Here is a 24,319-nt window from a genome sequence, read left to right as displayed (position 1 = left end):
GCAACAATTTAGCGAGCCGTAATGGCGGCTCGCCATCGACGCCGTCATTGCTCGCGGGCGCTTGACGCCCCACACCACCGCTGGGCATCGACGGTGAGCGCTAGGGTGATGTTCGCACCTTAACCAGACCGGGGGCGGTAGCTCAGTTGGTTAGAGCCGCGGACTCATAATCCGTTGGTCGCGGGTTCGAGCCCCGCCCGCCCCACTTCAGAGGCCATTTTGGGTTCCAAGTGGGTGTGATCCATCGTTTATTCATCGCTAATAGCCCAGTCCAACAGCTCGGCAACCTCGGTGTGGACACGGCCCCTCGCCATATACGTGTCCTGCGTCATCGACACCTTGCTATGGCCTAGTTGGTCGGCTCCCACGCGTGGAGACAAGCCGGCGTCGTCTATCAGCGTGGCAACGGTCTTCCGGAAGCTGTGGGTGGTTATCTCGGCTACGCCTAAATCCTCACGTACCGTGCGCCATTGCTTGCCGAAGTTGTTGGGGTCACGCCAGGTGCCTGCGGTTGACGGGAAAATCATGGGCAGTTCGCCGATGAACGGCCGCCCATGGCGCAGCTTTAGCGCGTCCACCGCGAACTGGGGCAGCGGAAGTGTCCGCTTACCGGCTGCACTCTTGGTGTCTTCGATGCGGCTCAATCCGTGGCCCGTCGCTCGGACGAGCTTTCCGGTGACCGCCAGCCTGCGAGCCTCGGCGTCGAAGTCGACCCATCGCAGCGCCAAGAGCTCTGACCGGCGTAGCCCTGTCGCGATCAACAATGTGATCGGGTCGGCCAGGTCGTGATCCTCGCAGTAGGCCGATGCGCTCAAATTCGCCAGCAGCTCACGCAACTGCTCTCCCGTCAGGGCGGTCGCCCCCTTTGGGGGTGCCTTGCACTTAATTGGCTGAACATCGCGCGTCGGGTTTGCGCTCAGGACGCTCGCCATCACGGCAAGCTGCAGTGCACCGCGAAGTATGGTCTTGGCTTGGCGTGCCATCGTCGCCCCATGCGCAGTGCGCATCGACCGAATGGCGGCGTCGATTCGGGCCGGTGTGGCCTCGTGTACTCGAACGGCCCCGACGAACTTGTTGAGCTTCCTTGCGGCGAACTTATAGGTCGAGATGGTTGCGGGGGAGCGGCCGTCTTCCGCCAACCGTTCCAGGTGGTGCTCGATCAGCGCACTGAGCGGCGTATCAAGAGTGATCTCGTCGGCCACTGATGGCGGTCTGAAATCCTTCAGAGCCTGAATGAGTGCATCCTCGGCCAACTTGCCGTACTGGTCGAACTCGTCGGCAGGACCGCGCCTCTCAACGATCCGAGTGACGCCGTCTGTGCTGCGATATCGGCATCGTGCCAGCCACGCGCCGTTGCTGAGTTTCGTGCGGTTGATCTTGCCGTGCTGCCCGATCCGCAACGGAGGTCTGCCTGCCATCGTGTCTAGCTCGCTACCTCGGCCAGCCGCTCGTCCTCCCAAGCGATGACATCACTGAGCCGGTAGCGGACATGGCGTCCGAACCGCGCATACTTCGGTCCGGTGCCCCTGGTAGCCCACTCGGCCGGCGTCTTAGGCGGCACGCCGAGACGCTCAGCAAGTTCTTTCCGGCTGAGCCATACCACTTCTGATGTGTTTGTCATGCGTCCTATTGAATCCCAAGCAGTTTGAGGTGAAACGGGAATGGATGTCTTTTCGTCAAACGGGTCGATCTACGGTAGCGGTGTTGGCAAAGGCAGCGGCTGCCGCGATGGGTCCGATTGAGCGTGATATCCGTTAACCATCTGTGCGAGAACGGTTCTCACATATCAACGACCATCTGGGCTTGACCGCGACGACAAGATAGGAGCGGATCGATGATCCATTTTGTTCGAGACACCCCAGGCGAAGACGGCGAGGGTTTGGGCGTAGCCAGTGACTTCCCAGACGTTCCGGCACCATCCGACGCGAAATGGGTCGGTGAGTGGGACCTCCACGAAGGAACGTGCGGCCGGAAATACTGGATCCGGCATTTCGGAGGTCCAAGGTGGACGGTTGAAACAACCTCGATTGACCCGGTAGAAGTCGAGCTTGTCGGTTGCCAGTTCTCGGACGGATCCATCGAAATGTGGGTCTGCCTTGAAGGTGCCAACGACCTGGAGGCAGACGAGGCGCCAAATGCTGGCGGCGACGCGATCGCGGGCAGCGTGCGAACTGGGAAGCATCGAAGGCGGCAGTTTACGAGCACCCACGATCGAGTTGAACGGCGAGATCCCACCAGACCGCTAGACGATCCGGGGATTGGGGATTTGGACATCCAAGCCAGCCAGGGCCGCTGTGCAGTCATAACAGCGGCACAGTGCGGGGATACTCGGTCTTGCCCAGATTGCAACGCGTCCTACCGATTTTGTTGCCGAGACCATGGTGTCTGGACCCTTGAGGGACGCCACGACCTCGGCTGCCGTTGGTCGGAGACCGGGCAATATGTAGGGCTGGCATGAGCGTGATGGTTGGCGGGATCACAGCCGCGCAGTTGGACGACACCGACATTCCGCCGTTGTCGTGGGCGGTGCCGGGGGTGTTGCCGGAAGGGTTTGGCATCCTGGCGGCGGCACCGAAGATCGGCAAATCGTGGCTGGTGCTGAATCTCGGCCTGGCAGTCGCTTCGGGTACGTCGTTCCTGGACGTACCGGTGGAGCAGCGGCCTGTCCTGTACCTGGCGCTGGAAGACGGTCAGCGACGTCTACAGGAGCGTCAGCGCCGTATCCTCGACGGCCAGCCCGCGCCCGAGGCCCTGCTCCTGCGGACCGACGCGCTGGATGCGTCAGGGGCGGCGAAGCAGTTCGCCACGGACCATGCGGGCAAGAACCCGGTGATCGTCATCGACACCCTCGCCCGTATCCGGCCGACGCGTGGACCGCGCGCCGACATCTACCGCGAGGACTACCAGTTCGGCAGCTCCCTCAAGGCGATTGCCGATCTCGGCGCTACAGTCCTTGGCGTCCACCACACCCGTAAGGGCGAAAGCGAAGACTTCCTGGAGTTGGCGTCGGGCACCAACGGGCTGATGGGTGCTGCTGATTTCGTGATGGTCCTCACGCGTGAACGCACCGAGAGCAATGCATTGTTGAGGATTACAGGTCGTGATGTGGTTGAAGCCGGCTACAACCTCCTTTTTGCTGATGGAATCTGGACTCCAAACGGAACAGCCCTCAGCGAGGCTGCGGCGCACGTGCAGGGTCCACGGCTGGGGCAGAAGATGGAAAGCATTCTTGCGCTGGTTAATTCGCGAGACATCACTTCCCCGGCCGACGTTTCCCAGCTACTCGACATCGATGCCGATACCGCTGGCACGTATCTTCGCCGCCTGGCTAACTACGGACTGATCGAGCGATCTGGACGAGGACGCTACTCACCAAACTCGCTGTCCGACTGTTTGTTTCCAGAATCAGCGCAGGTCAAGGACTAGAAAGAAACGGACAGTGGCAGAGCGCAATCCTGTCCGGTTGTCCGGTTCGCAACATCTACGGACACGGACAAGGACCGCACACTTTCAGTCGGCCAATGGAACACTGGGGTGACCTGCAAGGACCGCCGAAACGGACAAACGGACAGTAGGTTTTGGCAAGCTCGGTAAGAGCGGGTGTATTCCACGAGACGTTGCGAATATCTTACCCAAACTAGTAAGATCAGCGAAAAATGCTGCTATACAACGTGATTCGGGTGTGCAAAACTTACTGGACCGGTAGCACACGCCGGTTGCCGACCGGAGCAACGTTAGGGACTAAGCGTGAGCCATACAGTTTCCCCTCAAATAATGGCAGCGCCGCCCATACGGGCGCTCATCATCCAGCCAGACACAACCCATGAAGTGCGAGAGATAGAGCAAGATATTCGCACGTTCCACGGGCTCGTCGGCGGCAAGCCAGAACTCTTCTCGACTGAGCACTGCACCCTCTGGTTCAACACGGTCCAATGTGCTCGAATGCCTCTCAACTCCATGGCTACCTACCTCTGGTGGACGGTCTGCCCCGAGATGGAAGGCCGGGGCGCACTTGGCGGGACCGTGTTCGTTACCGGTCCCGCCGACGACTGCTTCGACTCACTGTCGGTGCCCGACGAGATTGTCGAGCTGTACGAGCGCATGGAGCAGATCCTGCGCGAGACCAGGGAGGAGGCATGAGTCAGAAGGCCAGACAAACCGAGGTCGAAATCGGTGATCTGCTCGATGAGCGACGCGAGCTGACGGCGCAGCTCCTCAGGATGACCCAGGGGTATATGAACGCCACTAGGCCGTTCCATCACCGCCTAGCTGTCATTGAGGCGAAGTTGGGCAAGGTCCCCAACACTCTTTGAGCCGCGCTGTGCCAGTGGTGCCATCCAACTGCTTGGCATAGCTGGCACAACGGGCGGTCTAACGGAGACCCAGCTCGCGCAGTAGAGCGAGTTCCGCCTCAAACGGCTTCTTGCGCTTGCGCTTGGGAGACGGCGCAGGGGCCTGGACGGGGACAACTTTCCCGTCCGGGTCTTCTTCGTATCGCTGATAGCCACGAATCGGGGTATCGAGCGGCTTCCCGACCCGCCAGAGGCGGTAATGCGAGCTGCACCAGCCGTGTGAGCGTGCGACACGGCCGCAGCCTTCGTTGCATTCGGGCATTGGGGCCTCCTTTACTTGGCGCCATGGGCAAACCAGATTGGGCATCACGAGACTGGACAGACGAAGAGTGGGCGATCATCGAGCGGATCGTGGGTGAATCCCCGCCATTGACGAAGAGGCAGCTTAACCGCATCACGGCCATCACCGGCCTCGTCCCATTGCCAGACTATTACGACGCCGCGCCCGACTAAATAGGGCTCTGAACTGCTGCTTTAAGTATATCAGCGAATTGCATTTGCATGGCTCGACTGGTTTGAGGCCGGGGAGAGAGACGGTGATTTGCAGGGAGTGTCCGGGCCCGGTGGCGGTCGGGGTCCCCCCCAGGCGAAGCCAAGAGAGGCAGAAACCGTGAGGTGCAAGGAGATCCGCTGTCCCAGGCGCGCTCACTCACGCGGGTACTGCACGACCCACTATCGCCGCTCGCATAGCGGGCAGCCGATGGACGCGCCGATCCGGCGCTACAGGCGGAAGCGGAAGAGACCTTTCGAAGCCGAGTACCGGCTCCTGCCTGAGTTGGGACTGCGCCGCCGGCCCCAGCCGTGCCCGGTGTGCACTTCGGACGTGTAGCACAACTGGCGCGGCGAGCGATACGCGTATCGCTTCGGCTACTACCCCCGGTCACTATCATTCGGGTTGAGCGACCACCGGGTCCTCTACGCCCACGCCGACGTTTTGGCCTAGGTCGCCCCCCGACGCACCGCGCCTTACCGGGTGAAGAGGAGGAAAACATGACCACACCGGCACCACCGCCCCCACCCGGCTGGTACCCAGACCCAGAACCGAGCGGAAGCGGCAGTCACCGCTACTGGGACGGCATTAAATGGACGAATCATTCCTGGGGCCGAAAAACCAATAATCGACCGCCGATGTCGTCACGGTCGAAAATATTGCTGGTCGGTGCTTCAGTGGCAACTGTGTTCGGCCTTGTCGTGCTCGCCGGAATAGTCGGCTCTGGGTCAAACCAAAGCACTAATAGCGGCAGATCTTCAGCGACACGCCCGCCGCCGCCCGACAAGCATTCGCAAATTGCCGACATAGCGTTGCCGCCCGAGGCATCGCTACAAACCGATCCTCCGCCATCCAGAAACCAAGAGATATGGGAAATCTCCGCTAGTGCATGTACCGATCCGAATGGTGGATTCTTCGACTGCTTGGCGGGTCATACACCATCGTATGAAGAAGTCGTTGCAGACATGGACGCTAGGCTGCCGATCGACCACCCGCTAGACGGTATGCCATGGTGTGGGCGGTCACAGCCCGACACCATCGAATACGGGCAGCATCACGCGAACACGAACTGGGCGTGGGGAACCGCCGCCGACATGGTTCGTGTCTCCGTCGAAAAGTCAGACATACGGCTAAAATCCGGCGTCTGGAACACACCGACCGGTGGGACGTTCATTTTTGTCGCTCGCGGTCCGGCGTCATCTGTGGGGGACACGGGGACGGCCGCCCGGTGCACGCCATAACGTTGGTTGCAGGCCACAAGTCGCGCCCGGACTAGGGCTGTCGACGCGAAATAGCACCTGATATTCGACGCTCGCTTCATCGGATGCGTCTCTTCGCCGAGCGCGAAAGGTTAGCAAGCCGACTACCTTTGCCTGTAGATCGCAGGTGAACGGGCTACTCGGTCTGTTCGGCCAGGACTCGGTACACCGTCGCCCGGCTCACGCCGAGGGCGTTGGCAATCGTGCTCGCCGACTCACCATTGGCGTGCATCCGCTGCGCCAGGCCGGCTTTCTTCGCATCGAGCGCCTTGGGACGCCCGATGTGCTGGCCGCGTATCCGACGTGCCTCACGCGCCGCTGCTCGGCGCTCACGGCCTAGGTCAAGCTCAAGCTCGGCAAGGCTGGCCAGTACTCCGGCCACCATGCGCCCCGTGGCGTTCGATGTGTCGATTCCTTCGCGCAGCGACCGCAACACGATTTCCCGGTCGCGCAGCTCGCGAATCGTTGTCATTACTTCGGCGGCGTTGCGGCCCAATCGATCTATCCCGACGACGACGATTGCGTCACCGGCTCGTGCGTAGTCAAGCAATGCCGCTAGGCCGGGCCGCTGCTCGCGTGTCGACGTGCCGGACAACTTGTCGCGATAGATCCGGTCAGGGTCGACCCCTGCCGCACTGAGGGCGTCCAGTTGTTGGTCGAGGGACTGGTGACCGGTGGAGACGCGGGCATATCCGATTTGAACACCCGGGGGAGCGGTAGCGGAGTGCATGGCTTGAGTTTGTCGCAAAAGTCTCAGAAGCACAAGTATTGCGACGACAGTTCTGAGGCGAGTTTTGCGACAACACGACGTGGGCTTTCCTCTGCACCAATAGGATCTGCTGGTCTAACTCATATCTAAAGTTCTGAGACTAATCCGCAATGATGTTGAGGGCAGTCTTCAATGGTGACCGACACCGCCAAGTGAAGTAGGAGCTCGCGCAGCCGACACCTAGACTTCGCGCTATGTCGGCTGAATCAAGCAATGCGCCCGCTAACTCAGACTCTCCCACCGTTATACCTCTGGGAATCGGATGTTTATCGCTGGTCCCAAAGTTCAGCACGGAAGAGGCCGCGAACAAACCAGATGCCACTCAGTGGGAGCAGGCACTTGAAACTGGGCTAGGTGCACTGGCCTCCATTTCAGATCTTCGAGTCACTGTGAGACCGCTCTTTAGACGATGGTCTGAGGGCACATCTGCCGACCACGATGAAAAAGAACTCGTGCCCACTATAGCGCCGGCTACCTGGATCAGGTTCACCCTAATTATCCCGCGAAGGATGCACGCTGGGCTCTCGACGCTTGGTTCCCCCACATCAGGGGCGGAACGATTCGACGTCAAAATAGCTGACGGACTTAACGGGCCCGTCACGTTCATTCGACCATTGGACGGCAACGCGACGGAGGAGGATCCTTCAGCAATGGTCGTCCTCGTTCGCGAATTTTTGAGCCGGGAACTGCGGCGTCTGAACACACCCATACGCATTGTGACGACAGGACCCAGTCCCTTCCATGCGGATTTTGACATTCGCCCGAAGTCAGGGTTGAGCAGCGACCTTGAGCACTCCTGGCACGATCCCGGAGCGGGGTATGACAGAGTAACTTTCTATTACGATCCCGACGTAACACATTCAGAAGCGGCCTACGAGGCGATTACGCGGTCGCTCCTGGATCCGTTCTCGATGTACTACGAAATTGTGCGCGACCATGACCAGCGTATGGCCAAGGCTATGACCGTCGCCAATATGGCAAACAACCTCATTGCGGTCCATAGGCGCAAGGGTATTCGTGGCTGGTTCTTCAAAACGATGCGATCCGGATCGCAGGCTCGCGAACTGCTTTTAGATGCGATAACAGCGAAGCAATCCGACATGGAACGTCGTGCAAGGCTGAGGTCGCAGCTAACTAGACGCGACCGAGGTATCGCACTGCCGGACCTTTCGCGGATCTGCCAGCAGGAAATCGATGAGGATTTTGAGGACTCGCTCACGACCTCTGAGAACGTAGCTCGCACGCTCGAGGGCGGCAGGGTGCTCCAGTATCAAGTCTTTGTGGCAGCATCGGCGACCATCTTCGGAGCATTCGGAGGCGCTATAACGTCGCTGATTGTGCGCTGACACGGGAAACGCCCACGGCTCCCGACGGCGCGGCCTTACCCCAATTCTTACTCAGCTCGCCGCTACCATCAGCGCCAACGATAAACCTGCAGCTCAACGGGTGCCAGCGGGTATCCAAACACGCAGCGCCTGTGACTGGGGGGTCAAGTGGTCGCCAGTTAAAATCCTGTCAGCCCAGTGCCCATCGTTTATTCACCGATAATGACCGCGAAACACTGGGAAACGTCCGGATCCGCTAGGTTGCCTGCAGCGCGAACATTATTGCCGCGCAACGTATAACCGGGTGTAACGGGAATCGTCCGGATCGGCCGTTCGAGAATCCGTTGGTCGCGGGTTCGAGCCCCGCCCGCCCCACTCCAAGGTTGATGACCTCGGCTAATGCGTGACATTCGCGTTCTGATGACGGGTGACAGTATTTCGGCTGATGCGTGACAGCGGTTTCGGTTGATCCTTGACACTCCGTCCGCTACCACGCCGGCCAACGCTCCGATGTCCAAGTCGACAGCGGGTTGCTGCGGTTCTGGATCGACGACAAGCTCGTCAAAACCGCCACCCGCAGCACCGCCGGTGAGGCGGGAAATCAAAGTCACCCCGCCGCGTTGGGAAGCAGCGGCGGGCAGTTCCCGGCTGCGTCCGCCGCCAGTTCGAAGTGCCACAGCTCGTTGGCGTAAATCCGGCACAGCCCGAAGCGCGACCCGTTGGCGATGAGCCATTGGTCGGCGCCGGCGCCCCCGACGTCGACCGCCTCGCCCGTCACGTGCTTGGACATCTCCGGGGTCTGCACGTATTGCCGCGCCGCGGCGAGGCTGCCATAGGTCCGCACGGCGTTGTCCAGCAGCCGCTGCTGAAACTCCGGCGACCGCCAGCCCGAGGTGATGGTCATGGTTACGCCGTCCGCGGTGGCCGCGGTGGCGGCACCCTGAATCGCTTTCAACAAGGCTGGGTCGAGGCGCGCGATGGCCGAGTATTGGACGTCGAACGGCGTCAGTTGGCCCCCGTTCGGCAGGGAACCGTCGCCGGGGTCGGCGGGAGGAGCCAACGGGACGGCGTGGTCGGCAAGCGTGGTGGGCGGACCTGGTGGAGCCGACGGCGCGAGGAAGCCGAAGACCACGGCAAAGGCGGCGGCCAACGCAACTGATCGCATCCTCATCTCCCGGCTGTTTGCTGACACTCTACCGATGGGGTATCCGCGGGAGCGCCTCGTCAAACCGGCCTGTTGGACAACGGTTGCGTCTGTGCGTCACGGAAGATCGCGAAAATGTCTGGGATGTTTGCATTTTGGATGATGTTGGAGATCTGCGTCTCGATCACGCCCGGGCCAGCCTCGGCCGTCCATGGGTCGGGGCCGACAGTGGCGGCCGCGGAAATATCGTTACGCCCCCGATGAGCGAGTTGGCCATGGCGCAACCGAGGCATCGGGCCGGGGCAACCGGCGACGGACTCTCGGCCGCGCAGGCTGAAGGACGAACCTGGCTCGCTTTCTTCGAGTCAGTGCTCGTGGATTATCACCCCGCGAATGTTGCGGCCGGCGAGCATGTCGTCGTAGGCCTCATTGATGTCGTTGAGCTTGTACTCGGTGGTGACGGTTTCGTCGAGCAACAGCTTGCCGCTTCGATAGAGGCTGATAAGTCGAGGGATGTCGGCCCGCGGGTTGGCTTCGCCGTACAGGCTGCCCAGGAGCCGCTTTTGGAACAGCGTGAACAACGTCAGCGGCAGCGTCGGCGTCACGTCGGACATCGATGCCAGGGCGGTGGCTACCACGGCACCGCCCTTCCGTACCGCATTGAGCGCGTCGTTGATCATCGCGCCCTCGAGCACGCCTGGCGTGAGGATGGCCGAGTCGGCCATGACTCCACGCGTAATCTCGCCAACTAACTGGGTTGCCTCCTCCATCGAGGTGACGAAGTGAGTGGCCCCGAACTGAAACGCTTTGTCGCGCTTGCTCGGCTCGATATCGACCACCACGATTTGCTCCGCCCCTGCCAGGCGCGCGCCCTGAATGGCGCCGCTGCCGATCCCGCCGCAGGCGACAACAACGACCACGTCGCCGGGACTGACGTTCGCGGTATTGACGGCCGAGCCCCAACCGGTGGTGACGCCGCAGCCGAGCAGACACACGCGTGACAACGGCACATCGTTGTCGATCTTGACCACGGAGGCCTCCGATAACACGCCCCACTGCGCGAAACTGCCGACGCCGGAAAGTGCTCCGATGCCCTGGCCGCGGGCTCGCCGCCGGAAGGTGCCGTCGGCTTGAACTCCCGCGAGGATGGTTGCCCCGAAGTCACAAAGGTTTTGACGCCCCGTAGCGCACCAGCGGCAGCGACCGCAGGCCGGTAGAAACGACGTCACGACGTGGTCTCCCACCGCCACATCGCGCACTTCCGGACCGACCTCTCGAACGATGCCGGCCCCTTCGTGCCCACCGATCAACGGAAAGCTCACCCCGAACATGTCACCGGTGCGGATGTGGTGATCGGAGTGGCACAATCCGGTGGCTTCGAATTCGACCAGTAGTTCGCCGGATTGGGGAGGATCGAGTTCGATCTCTTCCACCGACCACTTCTCGTTCAGCCCCCACAGAACTGCTCCGTTGGTCTTCATGGTGACTCCTTGACGATATGTATGGCACGCTCCGGACAATTCGCGATCGCATGGTGCGCCCGGTCTTCCCACTCCGGCGGTATGTCCGTGACGGTGACGAGGGCGATCCCGTCGTCGTCGATATCGAACATCTCCGGATATGTTGCGTAACAACGGCTGTGGCCCTGGCACATTTCCGCGTCGACACGAAGCTTCACCGTTCAGTCCAATCCGCCCGGTCGGGTCCCGATGACGTCCTGTTCCGTCAGCGTCGTCATCGAAGCGGCGTCGAGACCGAGAAGCTCACTGAGGATGCTCGCGTTGTGCTGCCCCAAGGTAGGTGCTGGCGAGCGATACCACTTTTGGACGCTGCGGTACTTGAAGGGAAGTGCCGGCACATGATGCCGTCCCACGACGGGGTGGTCGAGACTTTCGAAGAAGCCGCGGGCAGCAAGTTGTGGGTGCATCGAAGCGACTCTGGCGTCTGCCAAATCCGCGGCGGGGACGCCGTATTCGATAAGCAACTCGGCGGCGGCCGAGGATTCTTGCCGGCCAGCCCATTGCTCGAGGTGTTTGTCGATCACATCGTGTGCCTCTGCACGCCCCTGGTGGGTGTCCAGCGCGGGGTCGTCTGCCCAGTCCGGATTACCCAGCGCCGACTTCAGTAGGCGCCACTGCTCGTCGGACGCGACCGAAATGGCCAGCCATCGTTCCGTTCCCGCGCACTCGTAAAGCCCTTGTGGGGCGGCGTCAGGGCTGCGATTTCCTTGACGCGATATCAGGTTGCCGTATGCGGTGAATTCGACGACCTGCTCAGCGGCTGCGTTGAGCGCGGCCTCAACCATCGAGACCTCGATGAATGACCCGCGGTCGGTTTGGTCCCGTTGCCGGAGGCCGGCGAGCATCGCGAATGCTGAGTGCATTCCCGCCAGGGGGTCGCATGGGCCGCGGGGGATTCGCGGCTGGTCGTACTCATGGCCGGTCACCCATGCCATCCCCGTCATCTGTTCCATCGTCTGCGCGAAGCCGACGTTGTTGCGCCATGGCCCGTCGAGACCGAATGCGGGCATGCGAACCATAAGTATTCGAGGGTTGAGCTCGCTGATGGTCTCCCACGTGATGCCGAAATTGTCGAAGACGCGTGGCGAGAAGTTTTCGACCAGGATGTCGGAGCACTCGACGAGTCGGAAGAAGACATCCCGACCTTTCTCTGAGGCAAGGTCAAGGGTGAGTCCGCGCTTGTTGGCGTTGGTCGCCAGGTACATCCCCGACCGCTCCCACCACTGGGCCTGATCGGCGAACGCCGCGGCGGCCATCCGTGCGCCGTCAGGGTGCCGCGTCGACTCCAGGTGAATGACCTCGGCGCCCAGTGCGGCGAGCATGTGGGTGGAGGAGGGGCCGGCCCACCACGCGGTCGCGTCGAGAATCCGCACGCCGTCAAGCGGAAGTCCCGGTGCACGGCCGGCGGTGGCCGCAATCCTGTTGTGGGAGGACACGCTTGCCATTTCGCCGAGCGCAGGAGCGCCGCAGGTAGGGACGGGTCGGTGACCATTTATCCGGTAGGGCGCCAACGGGTGGGTGAAGCTGCCGTCGGCATACGTGCCCCACACGCCGCGCGCCGCGAACTGCCTGTGGTCCAACACGGTCTCACCATTGTTGACTGGCGAGACGGGGATCCGCAGATCGGAGGCCAACGCGACGATTTCGTCCGTGGAACGTTGCGTCGTCCATTCCCGCACAATCCGATTCCACTCCTCCCGGCGTTCCCAGCGGGTCGTTGCGAGTGCCCACGCCGGGTCGTCGTCGAGCAGGTCCAATCGGCCGATCATCGCGAGGAACGACTCGAATTGCTGACGGGTGTTGGTGTTGAAGCCCACCCATCCGTCCGCGGTCGGTTCGATGGAAGGGATCTCAACCTGTCGGGCGGGAACGGTCAAAGGGGGACGACCGGCCAGCTCGTGGTAGATGTCAGCGAATCCGCTGGCGCTGAGGTGGCAAGCCTCCAACAACGAGCAGTCAACGATTTCACCGATTCCGCCGAGTTGAACCCGCCGCAATGCGCCCAGCGCCCCGACGGCGGCATAACTGGCCATCACCCATTCGAACACTCGACCACCGGCTTGAATGGGCGGCTGGTCCGGACGGCCTCGCAACGCCAGGGTTCCGCTCTCGGCCTGGATCGTGAATTCCGTCGAGGGCCGGTCCCGATACGGTCCGGTCAACCCGTACGCAGACAACGCCACGATCACCAGGTGTGGCGCACGCCGTGAAAGCGCTTCGCGGTCGAGAGCGCCCGCGCCCAGAGAATCGACGAACACATCGGCGGAAACGATCAGGGCCTCCACGTCGGGCAGTGAAGCGCCAACGACTGAACCCTTGCCGGCGTTCAAGAATTTGAACAGCGCGCCGGTGTCGCCTCGATCACCAAAGATTCTGCGGCGGAACGGATCCCCGTCCGGGGCCTCTATCTTTATGACCTCCGCTCCGAGGTCGGCGAACAACTTGGTGCAGTACGGGCCGGTGATTTCCGTCGCCCACTCCACTACACGAACTCCACGCAGAGCGTTCATCGCCGGGCAGCTTTCCGCGTCAATGTTTTCGGAAGCGAGTTACTCGCACCGATGAGTGCACACGCCACCCTCTGTCCTCACGCTTATGCCGATCGAGCAGGAATCGGCTTGGCTGCGGCCTGGCTGGCAACGACGCTAGCGACGGGAAAGCTAGGCTGTCAAGTGTGACTCGATAACACGGTCGGGTTGGTTCGCCGGAGCTTTTAGTCGGCGCCGCGCACCTTCGCAGGCCGTCGGGCCCGCCCGCCTCGCTTGGTGGGTGCCTTGCCGTCCGATGTGCTTACGCCCTTGGCGAGAATGCGTGAACCCAATTCGATCTGTGCGCGAATGTCTGGCTCGCCGGTCCCGAACCAGCGTGGTCCGAGGCTCGTCGTGAAGATAATGAAGTTAGCCAGCAGCTCGGCGAACAGGTCGGCGTCGACGTCGGCCCCGATCTGCCCCGCAGCTTGATAGTGGCGAACGCCTTCGGCAATAACGGCTGTACGACGTGCGTGGTTGGGTTGCAGCACACGCAGCGAGAAGTCCGGGTCCGACAACGCCCGACCGGAAATGTCCCAGCCGGGAACACCGCTGTCCCGGTCATCGATTCGTAGTCTGGCGAAGAAAAGCTGCTCGATATAGTCCTCGAAGCGCGCAGGCAGATTCGCCACGACTTGCTCTTCTGCCTCACTGACGAGCTCGGCGATCTGTCGAGAAACTACTTGCTCGAAGATGCCTCGTTTGTCCCCGAAGTAGTGGAAGAGCATCGCCTCCGAGCAGTCGGCGCGCCGCGCGATCTCCTTTGTCGCCGCGGCCGCGTATCCCGCTTCGGCGAAGACCTCGGCAGCCGCTTCAAGGAGGGCTCGTTGTTTGCCATCCTTGTCGCGAACTCGCCGCCGCGCGCCTGCAGTCATCACACATACCTTAGCGAGCAGCCCTCAACTGGGAAGAAGCTCGCTCACGCGTCGCCCGCCGTATCGCCCGTTTCCGGGGGTCCACCCTTCCGGCTCGGGCTGTTATCGAGTGCGACTTGACTCCGCGTAATCGACGACTTACTGTGCTGCGAAAGCAAGTTTCGGCATGTGCGAGAAACCCGAGGGCCGGTGCAGATGGCACATCGACGGTGGCGCGACCACGGTGTCGCCAGCATGTTGGCCCCCCGCACGCCTCGTTCCGGCGTCGAAAAGGACTGCACATGGTGAGCAAATCGGCGGAGGAACACGCTCGGAACCTCGATCTTCGTCATGAGGATTTCAACGACCAAGAATTCCTCTACGAGGTTTACGGGGTGATGCGGGAGACGGGACCGTTCAGTCACCAGGATGTCCCATTCCTGGGCCCGACGCCGGGGGGTGCGTGGGTCGCCACCCGCTACGACGAGTGCTACGAGATTTTGCGGGATTGGCGCAGCTTCTCCAGCAAGCCCCTTGGTCTGGAAGGCAACCCGATGTCGTTCGGCGACATCGTGATCACCTTGGACCCGCCACGGCAGCAGCAGCTCCGCAAAGTCCTCAACCCGTATTTCTCTCCTGGCCGGATGAAGGATTTGGAGCCCCAGGTGCGCGCGGTCACTGACGGGCTGATCGACAACTTCATCGAATTGGGCCGCGGCGATCTCGCCGACGTCGCCTGGCAGCAACCGGGGATCGTATTCTTCCGGTATCTGCTCGGTATGCCCGTTGAGGACGTGCCGCTCTACATCGAGACGGCCGACCTCGCGATCAATGGCGAGAGCGAAGAGATCCGAAACGGATCGATGACGAACCTCTACCTCCGCGTACGCGAGGAGATCGACAAACGTCGTGGCGAACCGCCGCGTGACGACCTCATCGATGTCTTGCTCGCCGCCGAGATCGACGGCGAGAAATTGAGCTTCGACGACGTGGTCGCGAATGTCATGCTGCTGGTGCAAGCGGGGCTCGAAACAACCTCTAGTGCAATGTCGTTCGCCTTCTTCTACCTAGGCACCCATGCCGCAGAGCGCGACCGACTCGTACGCGACGCCGGGTTGATGCCCACGGCAATAGAGGAATTCATCCGGTTCGCGGGTTCGGTTCACGGACTTCACCGTTCCGTCGCCGAAGAGGCCGAACTAAGCGGCCACAAGTTCTGTCCGGGTGAGACGGTCGTCGTGAACTATGCGGCCGCCAACCGCGACGGCCGCGAGTTCGACGAGCCGAACAAGTGCATTCTCGATCGCCAGACAAATCGCCACCTCGGATTCGGAGCCGGCGTCCATCGCTGTCTAGGCTCCAACCTCGCCCGACTCGAGTTTCGGGCGGGCGTCGAACAGACCCTGAATCGGATACCCGACTACGCCATCCCGCCGGGGGCAAAGGTCGATTTCCACGGGAACTCGGTCACCCGCGGCTATCGTGCCCTGCCCGTCGTCTTCACGCCGGGCGTCCGCGTCGCCCAGTGAGGGGTGCGGCGCAGCCCACATCGGCTCGTAGACAGCGTAATAGCGAAATCAGGGAGGAACCCGTGGACAAGCAAGATCTGCAATGGATGATCTCCGTCGATGACCACATCATCGAGCCCCCGAACCTATGGGTCGATCGCGCATCGGCCGCCGACCGCGATCGGGTGCCACACGTCGAGCGCATCGACGGCGTCGATACGTGGGTCTACGACCAAGCGCGCGCGTCGGTGCTAGGCATCTTGGTCGCGGCTCACCAAAGGCCGGCCGAGTATTCCCCGCTGCCAGTGAATTACGACGATATGCCCCGCGCCTACTTCGACCCGGTGGCCCGCATCCCTGACATGGACGAGGATCATGTGATCGCGGGATTGAACTTTCCGTTCTTCCCCCGGTTCTGTGGTCAGATGTTCGCCCACCTCGGTGACCGCGATCTGGGTCTCAAGTGCGTGCGGGCGTACAACGACTTCGTCATCGACGAGTGGTGCGCGGCGGCGCCCGGTCGCTACATCCCCATGGTCATCATTCCGTTGTGGGATACCCGTTTGGCCGTCGAGGAGACGTTACGCTGCGCCGGCAAGGGCGCCAAAGCCATTGCCTTCTCGGAGAACATGCACCCGCTCGGATTTCCGTCCATCCACTCGGGGGCATGGGATGATTTCTTCGCGGCGGTGAACGAGACGAAGATGCCGCTGTGCACCCACATCGGATCGTCCTCGGTCAGCCCGACCACATCCCCCGACGCCCCGTTCGGGGTTCAGGCGGTCAACATCAACCTCAATCTGGCGAACTCGACCACCGACTGGTTGTTCTCGGGCAAGCTGCAGAAGTACCCCGATCTGAAGATCGTGCTGGCCGAAGGCGGCATCGGCTGGATCCCCTACCTCATCGAGCGCGCCGAACACGTCGCCACCGACTACCAGTACCTGCGCGCCAACAACTGGTCGGTTGATCCGGCCACGATGCGCCTGGCCGCGGTGCCCACCGACCCCGAGATCTTTCCGGAGTCACCTCGCCAGCTCTTCCGCGACCACATGTACGGCTGCTTCATCGAGGATGACTTCGGGGCGGCTAACCTCGACTCCATCGGCGTCGACAACGTGATGATCGAAACGGATTATCCACACACCGACAGCCTTTGGCCCAACTCCCTTCAGGCCGCTCACAAGGCACTGGACGGTCGGTCTGACCTCGACAAGTACAAAGTGCTGCAGGGCAATGCCCGCCGGGTCTTCGACTTCGAGCCCGCCCCGTATCCGACGCTGACGTAGTCAACGGCGACGGATTCGTTTGATGCGGGAGTATCAGAGCTTCATCGACGGTAAGTGGTTGAGCGACAACGCCGTCGGCACCATCGACGTCATCGATCCGGCCACCGAGGAATTGATCGGACGAGTCGTCGACGGGGGACAAAAGCAGGCGGCCATGGCGATCGAGGCCGCCAGGCGGGCTTTCGACGAAGGGCCGTGGCCATGGATGGCCGTCCGGGAACGGGCCAAGATCATCAAGCGATTCGCTGAGATCCTCGACGAGCGCAAAGCCGAGCTTCGTGAGCTGGTCGTCGCCGAGATCGGCTCGACCGGCTTCATCACCGACCTGATTCAGGTTGGCGGTGCGATCGAGGCGGCCCACTACTACGGCGAATTCGTCGAACACGATGTGACGTGGGTGGAGACACCGGGCGGCCCCGTGGTGTCGCCGACCGGCCTGGGCGGCGTGACAGTGGTTCGCGAACCGGTTGGGGTGGTCGGAGTCATCACGCCGTTCAACTTTCCTTTCTCGATCAACATTCAGAAGTGCCTGGCCGCCTTGGCCGTCGGCTGCACTGTGGTACTCAAGCCGCACCCGTGGACACCGATGAACGCGCTGGAGCTGGCCAAGGTTGGCGAGGAAGCGGGCCTTCCGCCCGGTGTGTTCAATGTGATTGTGGGCGGTGCCGACGTGGGGGAGGAGCTGTGTACCCACAAAGGCGTCGACATGATTGGGTTCACCGGTTCGACCGCGACCGGTCGGCGCATTCGTGAACTATCGGCGGCAACGATGAAACGCGCACAGCTGGAGCTAGGCGGCAAGAGTGCGCACATCGTTCTTGACGATGTCACCGAAAGTGACGTTGCGGGAATAGGATTCGGGCAGGTGCTGATGCATGCCGGACAGGCATGCACCGTCACGTCGCGACTTCTGTTGCCCGAGCGCCTGCTCGACGCGTATGTCGAGGGCCTCAAAGCCATGGCCCCAATGATCACGGTCGGGGACCCACGTGATCCCGCCACCGTCGTCGGTCCGCTAATCAGGGATCAGCAGCGTCAGCGAGTTGAATCCTTCGTCCAGGCCGGCCTGCAAGAAGGCGCGCGGCTGGTGGTCGGCGGCAAACGTCCCGAACATCTCGAACGCGGCTTCTACTACGAACCGACGGCATTTGTCGACTGCCGCAACGACATGCGCTTATGTCAGGAGGAGGTGTTCGGGCCTGTGCTGGCGGTGATGACCTATCGCTCCGAAGACGAAGCCATCCGCATCGCGAACGACTCCATCTACGGTTTGGCGGGTCTGGTCGTGACTCGCAACGCTGCAAAGGGATTCAACGTAGCGAGGCAGGTCAGAACCGGCACCGTCATGGTGCAAACCGTCGCACCCGGTGTCGATCTAGGAGCCGATCCGGGGGGAGGGCAGGGCCCCGGCTGGTCTCTGCCGGCGCGCGGCATGTTCAACGGCGGGGGGCCTTTTGGCGGCTTCAAGCAAAGTGGTCTTGGCCGAGAGCAGGGTCGCTGGGGCTTCGAGGAATACACCGAGCTTAAATCGATCACCATGATGTAGCGGGGAAAGGTCGCGTGATGGAACTTCTCAAGGATGTACGAGTCCTCGAGGTGTCCCTCTTCTCCGCGGATGCGCTGGGCGGGCATCTGGCTGACCTCGGCGCAGAGGTGATCAAGGTGGAGCCGCCTGGCGGCGGTGGTTTCCGCGGTTCGGCGGTTTCCGGTGGCGAGTTGCAGGACTCTCACTGGAACCGGGGCAAGAAGAGCGTGGCGATAAACCTGAAAACGTCGGACGGTCAAGACGCGTTTCGCCGCCTGGCCGCGACATCGGCGGTAGTGATCGACGGATTACGTCATGGAACCGCGCACCGGCTGGGCTTCAGCTACGACGACATCGTCGCCGTCAACCCGACGGTTGTCTATTGCGTGCTCAATGGCATGGGCAGCTATGGGCCCTACACCCGATTACCCACGCACGGGCTGTCCTTCGACTGTTTCGCCGGCTTGAGTCCGCCGATAATCGACGCGGATGGGACGCCCCGTCTTTCGGGGGCGGCCACAGGGACGACGGGTGTTCTGGCGGGTCCGCTGTACGCGGCGATGGGCGTACTCGCCGCGTTGCATGCCGCCGGGCGCGACGGCAAGCCGCAGTACGTCGAAGTAGCGCAGGTCGATGCGGCGATCAATTGGAACTTTCAACACCTCACGGCGCTGGCGAACGGTCAACCGGCCTACGGCGAGGGAATCCGCGCTTCGCTTCGCTACCAGTACTACGAAACAGGCGACGGTAACTACGTGGTGTTCAACGCCCTGGAGGACAAGTTCTGGCTCAGATTCTGCGAGTCACTCGACCGGATGGATCTCTACGAACCAGGGCGCAGGAAACCGGGAGAGGATGTAGGGGAAGAGGCCCGGCTGCGCGACGAGTTGACGGCAATATTCAAAGAACGCACGCGCAAGGAATGGAGCGACTTCTTCATCGCGGCCGATATCGCAGGAGCCCCAGCGTTTTTGGGAGCAGACCTGTTCGATGACGACCACGCAAAGGCTCGCCGACTCGTCTACGAGCAGGCTCAGCCCGACGGCACGTCGCAGCGATTGATTGGGACGTGCATCAAGACAAAACCCGACGAACGATTTGCACCGCCAGCGGCGCCGCACGTTGGGCAGCATACGGAAGAGTTACTCGGCGCCCTGGCGGGCTACGACGCGGCCGGAATGGAGCGCCTTCGGTCGTCGGGTGCGATCTGAACACCGGCGGATGCGGGTTCGAGCCCCGCGCGCCCCACAACCCGCCTGTATGGCCGGAGCAATCTGTCGGCACGACGCGACGTCCCGCAGACTGGTGACATGGACGAGTTTCTCGGACCGCCGTGCCCCTGCGGCAGTGACGCTGGTTATCGCGCTTGTTGCGGACGATTTCACTGCGGCGAGTTGCAGGCCCGATCGGCCGAGGAACTGATGAGGTCGCGGTATTCGGCGTTCGCCTACGGTGACGCCGACTATCTGTTCCGTACGTGGCACCCGCGGACGCGGCCGGCCGAGGTGATCGTTGACCCGACCATCACCTGGACCGGTCTGGAGGTGGTCGATACCGTCGCGGGCGGCCCGGACGACGATTCCGGCGAAGTGGAATTCACGGCCCGGTTCGAGTCTGGGGCTCGCACCGGCAGCTTGCATGAGCGCAGCCGCTTCGAACGCCGAGCCGGCCGATGGTTCTACCTAGACGCCGTCGGGGAAGATTCGTAGTCGCATTTGGCGTTCAGACGCTTGAAGGCACCCCCCAAACAGGAACGAGGCACCCACCATGGCCGCAGATTTGCCTGACACCGCCCTGGAGCTGCGTTCACTGGTGACGTCCGGTGGCGCGCTCGAACTCTCGCTGCACGAGGTTCCAGTTCCAGCGCCCGGCGACAACGAGGTGTTGGTACGTGTGGAGGCCTCGCCGATCAACCCGTCCGATTTGGGACTGCTCATTGCGAGCGCGGACATGACGACTGCGACGGTCGCGGGCACACCCGAGCGTCCCGTCGTCACCGCGTCCGTCGGAGAGGCCGCGCTGAAGGGGCTGTCGGCGCGACTCGACAAGTCGCTCCCGGTCGGTAACGAGGGTGCCGGCACCGTGGTGGCGGCGGGGGAGTCGCCGGCGGCCCAGGCCCTCGTCGGAAAAACCGTCGCGATTGCGGGCGGCGCCATGTACTCGCAATACCGTGCGATCGACGCGTCCGCATGCTTGGTCCTGCCCGAGGGTGCCACGGCCCGCGATGGGGCGTCGTCCTTTGTCAATCCGCTAACGGCCCTCGGAATGACCGAAACCATGCGCCGCGAAGGACATTCCGCCCTCGTGCACACCGCCGCGGCGTCGAACCTCGGCCAAATGCTGGTCAAGCTCTGCCAGAAAGACGGGATACCCCTGGTCAACATCGTCCGAAAGCCGGAGCAAGAAAAGCTGCTGCGGTCGCTCGGCGCAACCTATGTCCTCAACTCGGCATCGCCGTCGTTCCCGACGGATCTCGTCGAGGCACTCACGGCGACCTCCGCGACCCTTGCGTTCGACGCCACGGGCGGGGGAACGCTGGCAAGCCAGATCCTCAACGCCATGGAGCAGGCGGCCAACGCGACCGCGGCGGAATACTCGCGCTACGGTTCGGCCGTGCACAAGCAGGTGTACATCTACGGCGCGCTCGACACCAGTCCCACCGTGCTCACGAGGAATTTCGGGATGGCTTGGGGCGTCGGAGGATGGCTGCTGACCCCATTTCTTCAGAGCATTGACGCGGCGACCTTCGGTCGGCTGCGCGCCCGGGTGGCCGCGGAGCTCACCACGACGTTCGCGAGTCGCTACACCCGGGAAGTGTCACTCGCCGGCATGCTCAATCCCGGCGCGTTCACCGAATACGTCAAGCGAGCGACCGGAGAGAAGTTCCTTGTGACGCCGCATGCTTTCGCCTAGCACCGTCAAACCTGGCTGGTGGAAAACGGTTGTGTCTCTTGGCCCGCCAAGGCAATGAAGTTATAGATCGGTGTCGTGTCGTAGGTGTAGTGGGATGCGTTGGGGCCGGCCGCCCAGAACATGCCGCCGTTGTAGATCGCCTCGGTGATGGAGATGATCTCCTCGACCGATGTAGTCGGGTTCACCAGCTTTAACGCGTCGCGGAGGATCGCGAAAATGTTGGGGCTGTTCGCATTTTGGACGATGTTGTAGATCTGCGTCTCGATCACGCCCGGGCCCGCCTCGGCCGTCCACGGGTCGGGACCGACGGGTGCGTCCGCGTAGATATCGTTGCCGACTCCTATTGTGTTGACGAAATCTCCCCAGAAATGCCTGACCGGTGTGAGCAGGTGTGGCGCAACGTCTGCGGGCATCATGCAGGCCGGACCCGAAACGCCGCCGGTGACAACACCGTCTACGTCGGCCGGCATCGGCCACCCGGCGAACTGGTTGCCTGAAGCGAATCCCGGCAGCCTGAGAGGATTGCCCCAAACACCCACCGCGACAATTCGATTCGCGATCTGCGGATTCAGCCACGCTATCGTGTGCAGGAATTGGCACACGACGATAGCGCCCTGCGAGTACCCGAGCAGGATAATGGAGCTTTCCGGATAGGACGGCACACCGGCTGGCGGATTGATTTGTGTGCAAAGCCTATTCAGCTCGGCGACGCCGGCGTCCACGCTGGGCCCCATGGGGAAGACGCTGGCCGGGTAGTTACCGACCGGCTGCCAGTAGAACAGGTCGGGAAACGCGGCCGCCAGCGCGGCACCCACGCCGGCGGGTTGCGGTGGCGCGGTGTTCCACATGTCGACCCCGGTTCCCGACACGGTCATCACTATGTGCGGCATCACGACACCTTTCGCCTGTTCTGAGACGCGAACAGCATTCAAAGGTGGAGTGCCCCGTCCTGGGCGATCCGACACTCCCGCAGGAGTTCAGAAGTTCCGCGGCCGGCCGCGCCTGCCGGCGGTCTTTACTTCCAGAATTCGTTCATGGGCTGGGCGTACATGTCGTTCGCGGTGAGCGGTCCCAGCGCTCCCGGCGAAGGACTCAAGGCGTCTTCGATGGTGGCCATAAGGCTGTACTGGTCGTAGTGGGTGGTGGCGATGAAGTGACCGGATTGCATCGCTCCAGTCGCGGCGTTCACCGCGCCCGCGTTCGGGATGATGATCATCGGAACGTTGTTGCCCTGGTTGCCGATGCCCAGCGACAGATTGTTGTAGTCCTCGTCGAACGTGATGATGATCGCGTCGTGCTGCGTCGGGTCGGTCCACGTGTTCGAGCTTTGGATAGTGGACACCTGTTGCTGGACGAACTGGTCGCCGGCCGCGATGTTGTACTGGTGGGTCGTGAGCTGGCTGCCCAGGAAGTTCAGCGCGCCGGTCGGAGTGCTGACGGGGCCTTCCATGTTGTTCGACTCGTTGGCGGCTATCCACGTGAATTTCGGCGCGGTGCTTGGGTTTTGCAGATCGGTGCCCAAATTCGTCAGCGGCAGCAGGTGCGTCTGCAGGTAGCCGGGGTTGGGGTTGGCATACACGTAGTTGAACATCGCAAAGGGTAATTGGTCGACGGCGTAGTCGCCCGAGTCGACGATGGTGCCGGGGGCGGGCATGCTCTGCGCGTAACCGGCCCAGCTGACGCCCGAAGCATCCATCTTCGCCATCAGGTTGTTGTTTCCGTAGATGACGTTCGGCGGCGGGTTGACGTCGATCCCGTAGTCCGTTCCGCCGAGGACCCGGAAGTAGTTGGGGTCGCTTGGGTGGCCCAGCGCGTAATAGTTGTTCGCGTATCCGTAGCTGTTGATCAGCGCGTTGATGTACGGCGCGTTGGGGCTGCCGAGGATGTCGCCGACGCCGTGGTTCTCCATGTAGATCAGGAACACGTGATCCAGGTGGCCGACGTTGGACGTCGGGACGGTGAGCGTCGGCTGGGTGAGGTTCGGATCGCCGACGGTGAACGACAGGTTGTCGGCGAAGGCGTTGTTGTAGTTGCCGAGGACCGGGTTGTGGTCGGCGAAGGTCGCGGTCACCACGGCTTTGGTGGTGCCCACCGGGATCGTCCCGGAGACGTCCCGTCCCTGGAACCCGGTGATTCCCAAGCGATCCAGCGACGTGACCGACGTGGTTGTGCCGGTGCCCAGAACGGCCCCGCTGTTGTTGAGGAAGGTGACCTTCAGCGACGCCGAGGACGGGTCCCCCAGGTAGCCGCCGAGCATTCCGCTTAGCGTGTATGGCGTTGTGCCGGTGTTGATCTTGCCGGCCGCGGCGCTCAGGTCGACGATTTGGCTGATGGTCGATGTGGCCACGGGCCCGCCGCCGGCGAAATTGCTGCCGCCGCCCGGGGGCGCGGCGCCGGGGAAGCCGAGGAAGCCCGGCAGGTCGGGGATGGAGAAGGGTCCCGGGTAACCGCGCGGGGTGCCGTAGGCGATGATCGTCGGGGTGCCGCTCACCGTCCAGCCCGGAATGGTCACGCCGCTGTAGCCCGACCCGGACGGGTCGGCCGTCTCGAAGCTGGGGTTCACCAACAGGTTCGGGCTCATCGGTAACCCGGGGATCCCGTTTCGGCCGAGCAGGAGCCCGCCGGCCCCGACGGTGCCGGGGCCGCCTAAGAGCCCGGCGCCGGCGTTGCCGCCGTTGCCGCCGTTGCCGCCGACGCCGACCAGGATGGAGCTGCCCCCACCGCCGCCCTGGCCACCGCTGAACGCCGACGCCAGAGCGACGTCCGAGCCGGCCGCGCCGGGACGTGGAACCGCTGCTGGCGCAAGGCATCCGGCACGGGTTTCGGGCGCCCACAGAGCTGGC

The 24,319-nt window shown here is 62.5% G+C and carries 22 protein-coding genes, 1 tRNA gene and 1 pseudogene; 14 read left to right on the top strand and 10 right to left on the bottom strand.

All coding sequences use genetic code 11. From position 1 onward, the window contains the following. Positions 1-131: 131 nt before the first annotated feature. Positions 132-205: transfer RNA gene (locus tag A5655_RS21925), tRNA-Ile, on the top strand. A gap of 43 nt (positions 206-248) precedes the next feature. Here A5655_RS21925 and xerC read toward each other — a convergent pair. Together xerC and A5655_RS27435 are read right to left on the bottom strand one after the other, a co-directional pair. Next, complete coding sequence (gene xerC, locus A5655_RS21920) at positions 249-1,418, bottom strand: tyrosine recombinase XerC (RefSeq protein ID WP_067013693.1); 1,170 nt, start codon at positions 1,416-1,418, stop codon at positions 249-251. A gap of 5 nt (positions 1,419-1,423) precedes the next feature. Next, complete coding sequence (locus A5655_RS27435; protein ID WP_082978807.1) at positions 1,424-1,621, bottom strand: AlpA family transcriptional regulator; 198 nt, start codon at positions 1,619-1,621, stop codon at positions 1,424-1,426. An 833-nt stretch (positions 1,622-2,454) separates the two neighbouring features. On the opposite strand from A5655_RS27435, the gene A5655_RS21915 reads away from it, so the two are divergent. The 5 genes from A5655_RS21915 (at position 2,455) to A5655_RS27430 (ending at position 6,083) form a co-directional block, all read left to right on the top strand. Then, complete coding sequence (locus A5655_RS21915; RefSeq protein WP_067013690.1) at positions 2,455-3,426, top strand: AAA family ATPase; 972 nt, start codon at positions 2,455-2,457, stop codon at positions 3,424-3,426. A gap of 516 nt (positions 3,427-3,942) precedes the next feature. After that, a complete protein-coding gene (locus tag A5655_RS28960; RefSeq protein WP_231999238.1) occupies positions 3,943-4,140 on the top strand; it encodes a hypothetical protein in 198 nt (65 codons plus the stop codon). Beyond that, complete coding sequence (locus A5655_RS28955; RefSeq protein WP_231999237.1) at positions 4,137-4,313, top strand: hypothetical protein; 177 nt, start codon at positions 4,137-4,139, stop codon at positions 4,311-4,313. Before A5655_RS28960 ends, A5655_RS28955 begins: the two co-directional genes overlap by 4 nt. 324 nt (positions 4,314-4,637) lie before the next feature. After that, on the top strand, positions 4,638-4,805 hold the full coding sequence (locus A5655_RS28025) for a hypothetical protein (RefSeq protein WP_156764985.1): 168 nt from the start codon (positions 4,638-4,640) through the stop codon (positions 4,803-4,805). 537 nt (positions 4,806-5,342) lie between these two features. Further along, positions 5,343-6,083 (top strand): DUF2510 domain-containing protein, encoded by a 741-nt coding sequence (locus A5655_RS27430; RefSeq protein ID WP_082978805.1) that lies wholly within the window; start codon positions 5,343-5,345, stop codon positions 6,081-6,083. A 154-nt stretch (positions 6,084-6,237) separates the two neighbouring features. Here the strand turns inward: A5655_RS27430 and A5655_RS21905 are convergent, their stop codons facing one another. After that, positions 6,238-6,831, bottom strand: a complete 594-nt coding sequence (locus A5655_RS21905) for a recombinase family protein (RefSeq protein WP_067013687.1) — start codon at positions 6,829-6,831, stop codon at positions 6,238-6,240. Between the two features lie 653 nt (positions 6,832-7,484). Between A5655_RS21905 and A5655_RS21900 the strand changes: the two genes are divergently transcribed. Beyond that, on the top strand, positions 7,485-8,216 hold the full coding sequence (locus A5655_RS21900; RefSeq protein ID WP_156764984.1) for a hypothetical protein: 732 nt from the start codon (positions 7,485-7,487) through the stop codon (positions 8,214-8,216). Between the two features lie 586 nt (positions 8,217-8,802). On the opposite strand, the gene A5655_RS21895 is transcribed toward A5655_RS21900, so the two are convergent. The 5 genes from A5655_RS21895 to A5655_RS21875 form a co-directional block, all read right to left on the bottom strand. Then, positions 8,803-9,360 (bottom strand): M15 family metallopeptidase, encoded by a 558-nt coding sequence (locus A5655_RS21895; protein WP_082978804.1) that lies wholly within the window; start codon positions 9,358-9,360, stop codon positions 8,803-8,805. A gap of 344 nt (positions 9,361-9,704) precedes the next feature. Then, on the bottom strand, positions 9,705-10,820 hold the full coding sequence (locus A5655_RS21890) for an NDMA-dependent alcohol dehydrogenase (RefSeq protein WP_067013681.1): 1,116 nt from the start codon (positions 10,818-10,820) through the stop codon (positions 9,705-9,707). Beyond that, positions 10,817-11,017 carry a ferredoxin gene (locus A5655_RS21885; RefSeq protein WP_067013679.1) on the bottom strand — a complete coding sequence of 67 codons (201 nt, stop codon included), beginning with the start codon at positions 11,015-11,017 and terminating at the stop codon, positions 10,817-10,819. The genes A5655_RS21890 and A5655_RS21885 overlap by 4 nt, the downstream gene beginning before the upstream one ends. Before the next feature lie 3 nt (positions 11,018-11,020). Further along, positions 11,021-13,369 carry a CaiB/BaiF CoA-transferase family protein gene (locus tag A5655_RS21880; protein WP_067013677.1) on the bottom strand — a complete coding sequence of 783 codons (2,349 nt, stop codon included), beginning with the start codon at positions 13,367-13,369 and terminating at the stop codon, positions 11,021-11,023. 203 nt (positions 13,370-13,572) lie between these two features. Next, positions 13,573-14,262 carry a TetR/AcrR family transcriptional regulator gene (locus A5655_RS21875; protein WP_067013676.1) on the bottom strand — a complete coding sequence of 230 codons (690 nt, stop codon included), beginning with the start codon at positions 14,260-14,262 and terminating at the stop codon, positions 13,573-13,575. Positions 14,263-14,543: 281 nt separating this feature from the next. On the opposite strand from A5655_RS21875, the gene A5655_RS21870 reads away from it, so the two are divergent. The 6 genes from A5655_RS21870 (at position 14,544) to A5655_RS21845 (ending at position 21,476) form a co-directional block, all read left to right on the top strand. Next, on the top strand, positions 14,544-15,770 hold the full coding sequence (locus A5655_RS21870) for a cytochrome P450 (RefSeq protein WP_197508765.1): 1,227 nt from the start codon (positions 14,544-14,546) through the stop codon (positions 15,768-15,770). 62 nt (positions 15,771-15,832) lie between these two features. Continuing rightward, positions 15,833-17,038, top strand: a complete 1,206-nt coding sequence (locus A5655_RS21865) for an amidohydrolase family protein (protein WP_082978803.1) — start codon at positions 15,833-15,835, stop codon at positions 17,036-17,038. Positions 17,039-17,060: 22 nt separating this feature from the next. Next, positions 17,061-18,584: an aldehyde dehydrogenase family protein gene (locus A5655_RS21860; RefSeq protein WP_067013673.1), complete on the top strand. Its 1,524-nt coding sequence runs from the start codon at positions 17,061-17,063 to the stop codon at positions 18,582-18,584. A gap of 17 nt (positions 18,585-18,601) precedes the next feature. Continuing rightward, the gene (locus A5655_RS21855; protein WP_067013832.1) at positions 18,602-19,774 is read left to right on the top strand and encodes a CaiB/BaiF CoA-transferase family protein; all 1,173 of its coding nucleotides are present in this window, start codon (positions 18,602-18,604) and stop codon (positions 19,772-19,774) included. Positions 19,775-19,873: 99 nt separating this feature from the next. Beyond that, complete coding sequence (locus tag A5655_RS21850; protein ID WP_067013671.1) at positions 19,874-20,272, top strand: YchJ family protein; 399 nt, start codon at positions 19,874-19,876, stop codon at positions 20,270-20,272. 58 nt (positions 20,273-20,330) lie between these two features. Continuing rightward, entirely contained in the window at positions 20,331-21,476 is a 1,146-nt protein-coding gene (locus tag A5655_RS21845) for a zinc-binding dehydrogenase (protein WP_067013669.1), read from the top strand. Between the two features lie 5 nt (positions 21,477-21,481). Here A5655_RS21845 and A5655_RS21840 read toward each other — a convergent pair whose 3' ends face one another. Both A5655_RS21840 and A5655_RS28950 read right to left on the bottom strand, forming a co-directional pair. Further along, entirely contained in the window at positions 21,482-22,366 is an 885-nt protein-coding gene (locus tag A5655_RS21840) for a cutinase family protein (RefSeq protein WP_156764983.1), read from the bottom strand. A gap of 125 nt (positions 22,367-22,491) precedes the next feature. Beyond that, on the bottom strand, positions 22,492-23,385 hold the full coding sequence (locus A5655_RS28950) for an alkaline phosphatase family protein (protein ID WP_231999242.1): 894 nt from the start codon (positions 23,383-23,385) through the stop codon (positions 22,492-22,494). Between the two features lie 869 nt (positions 23,386-24,254). Between A5655_RS28950 and A5655_RS28945 the strand changes: the two are divergent. After that, a pseudogene (locus tag A5655_RS28945) lies at positions 24,255-24,319 on the top strand (hypothetical protein); the annotation flags it as partial.

The organism is Mycobacterium sp. 1081908.1 (assembly GCF_001673535.1).
Classification (GTDB): Bacteria; Actinomycetota; Actinomycetes; order Mycobacteriales; family Mycobacteriaceae; genus Mycobacterium.
Note: the sequence above shows the minus strand (reverse complement) of the source record. Positions and strands in the feature narration are given on the sequence as shown.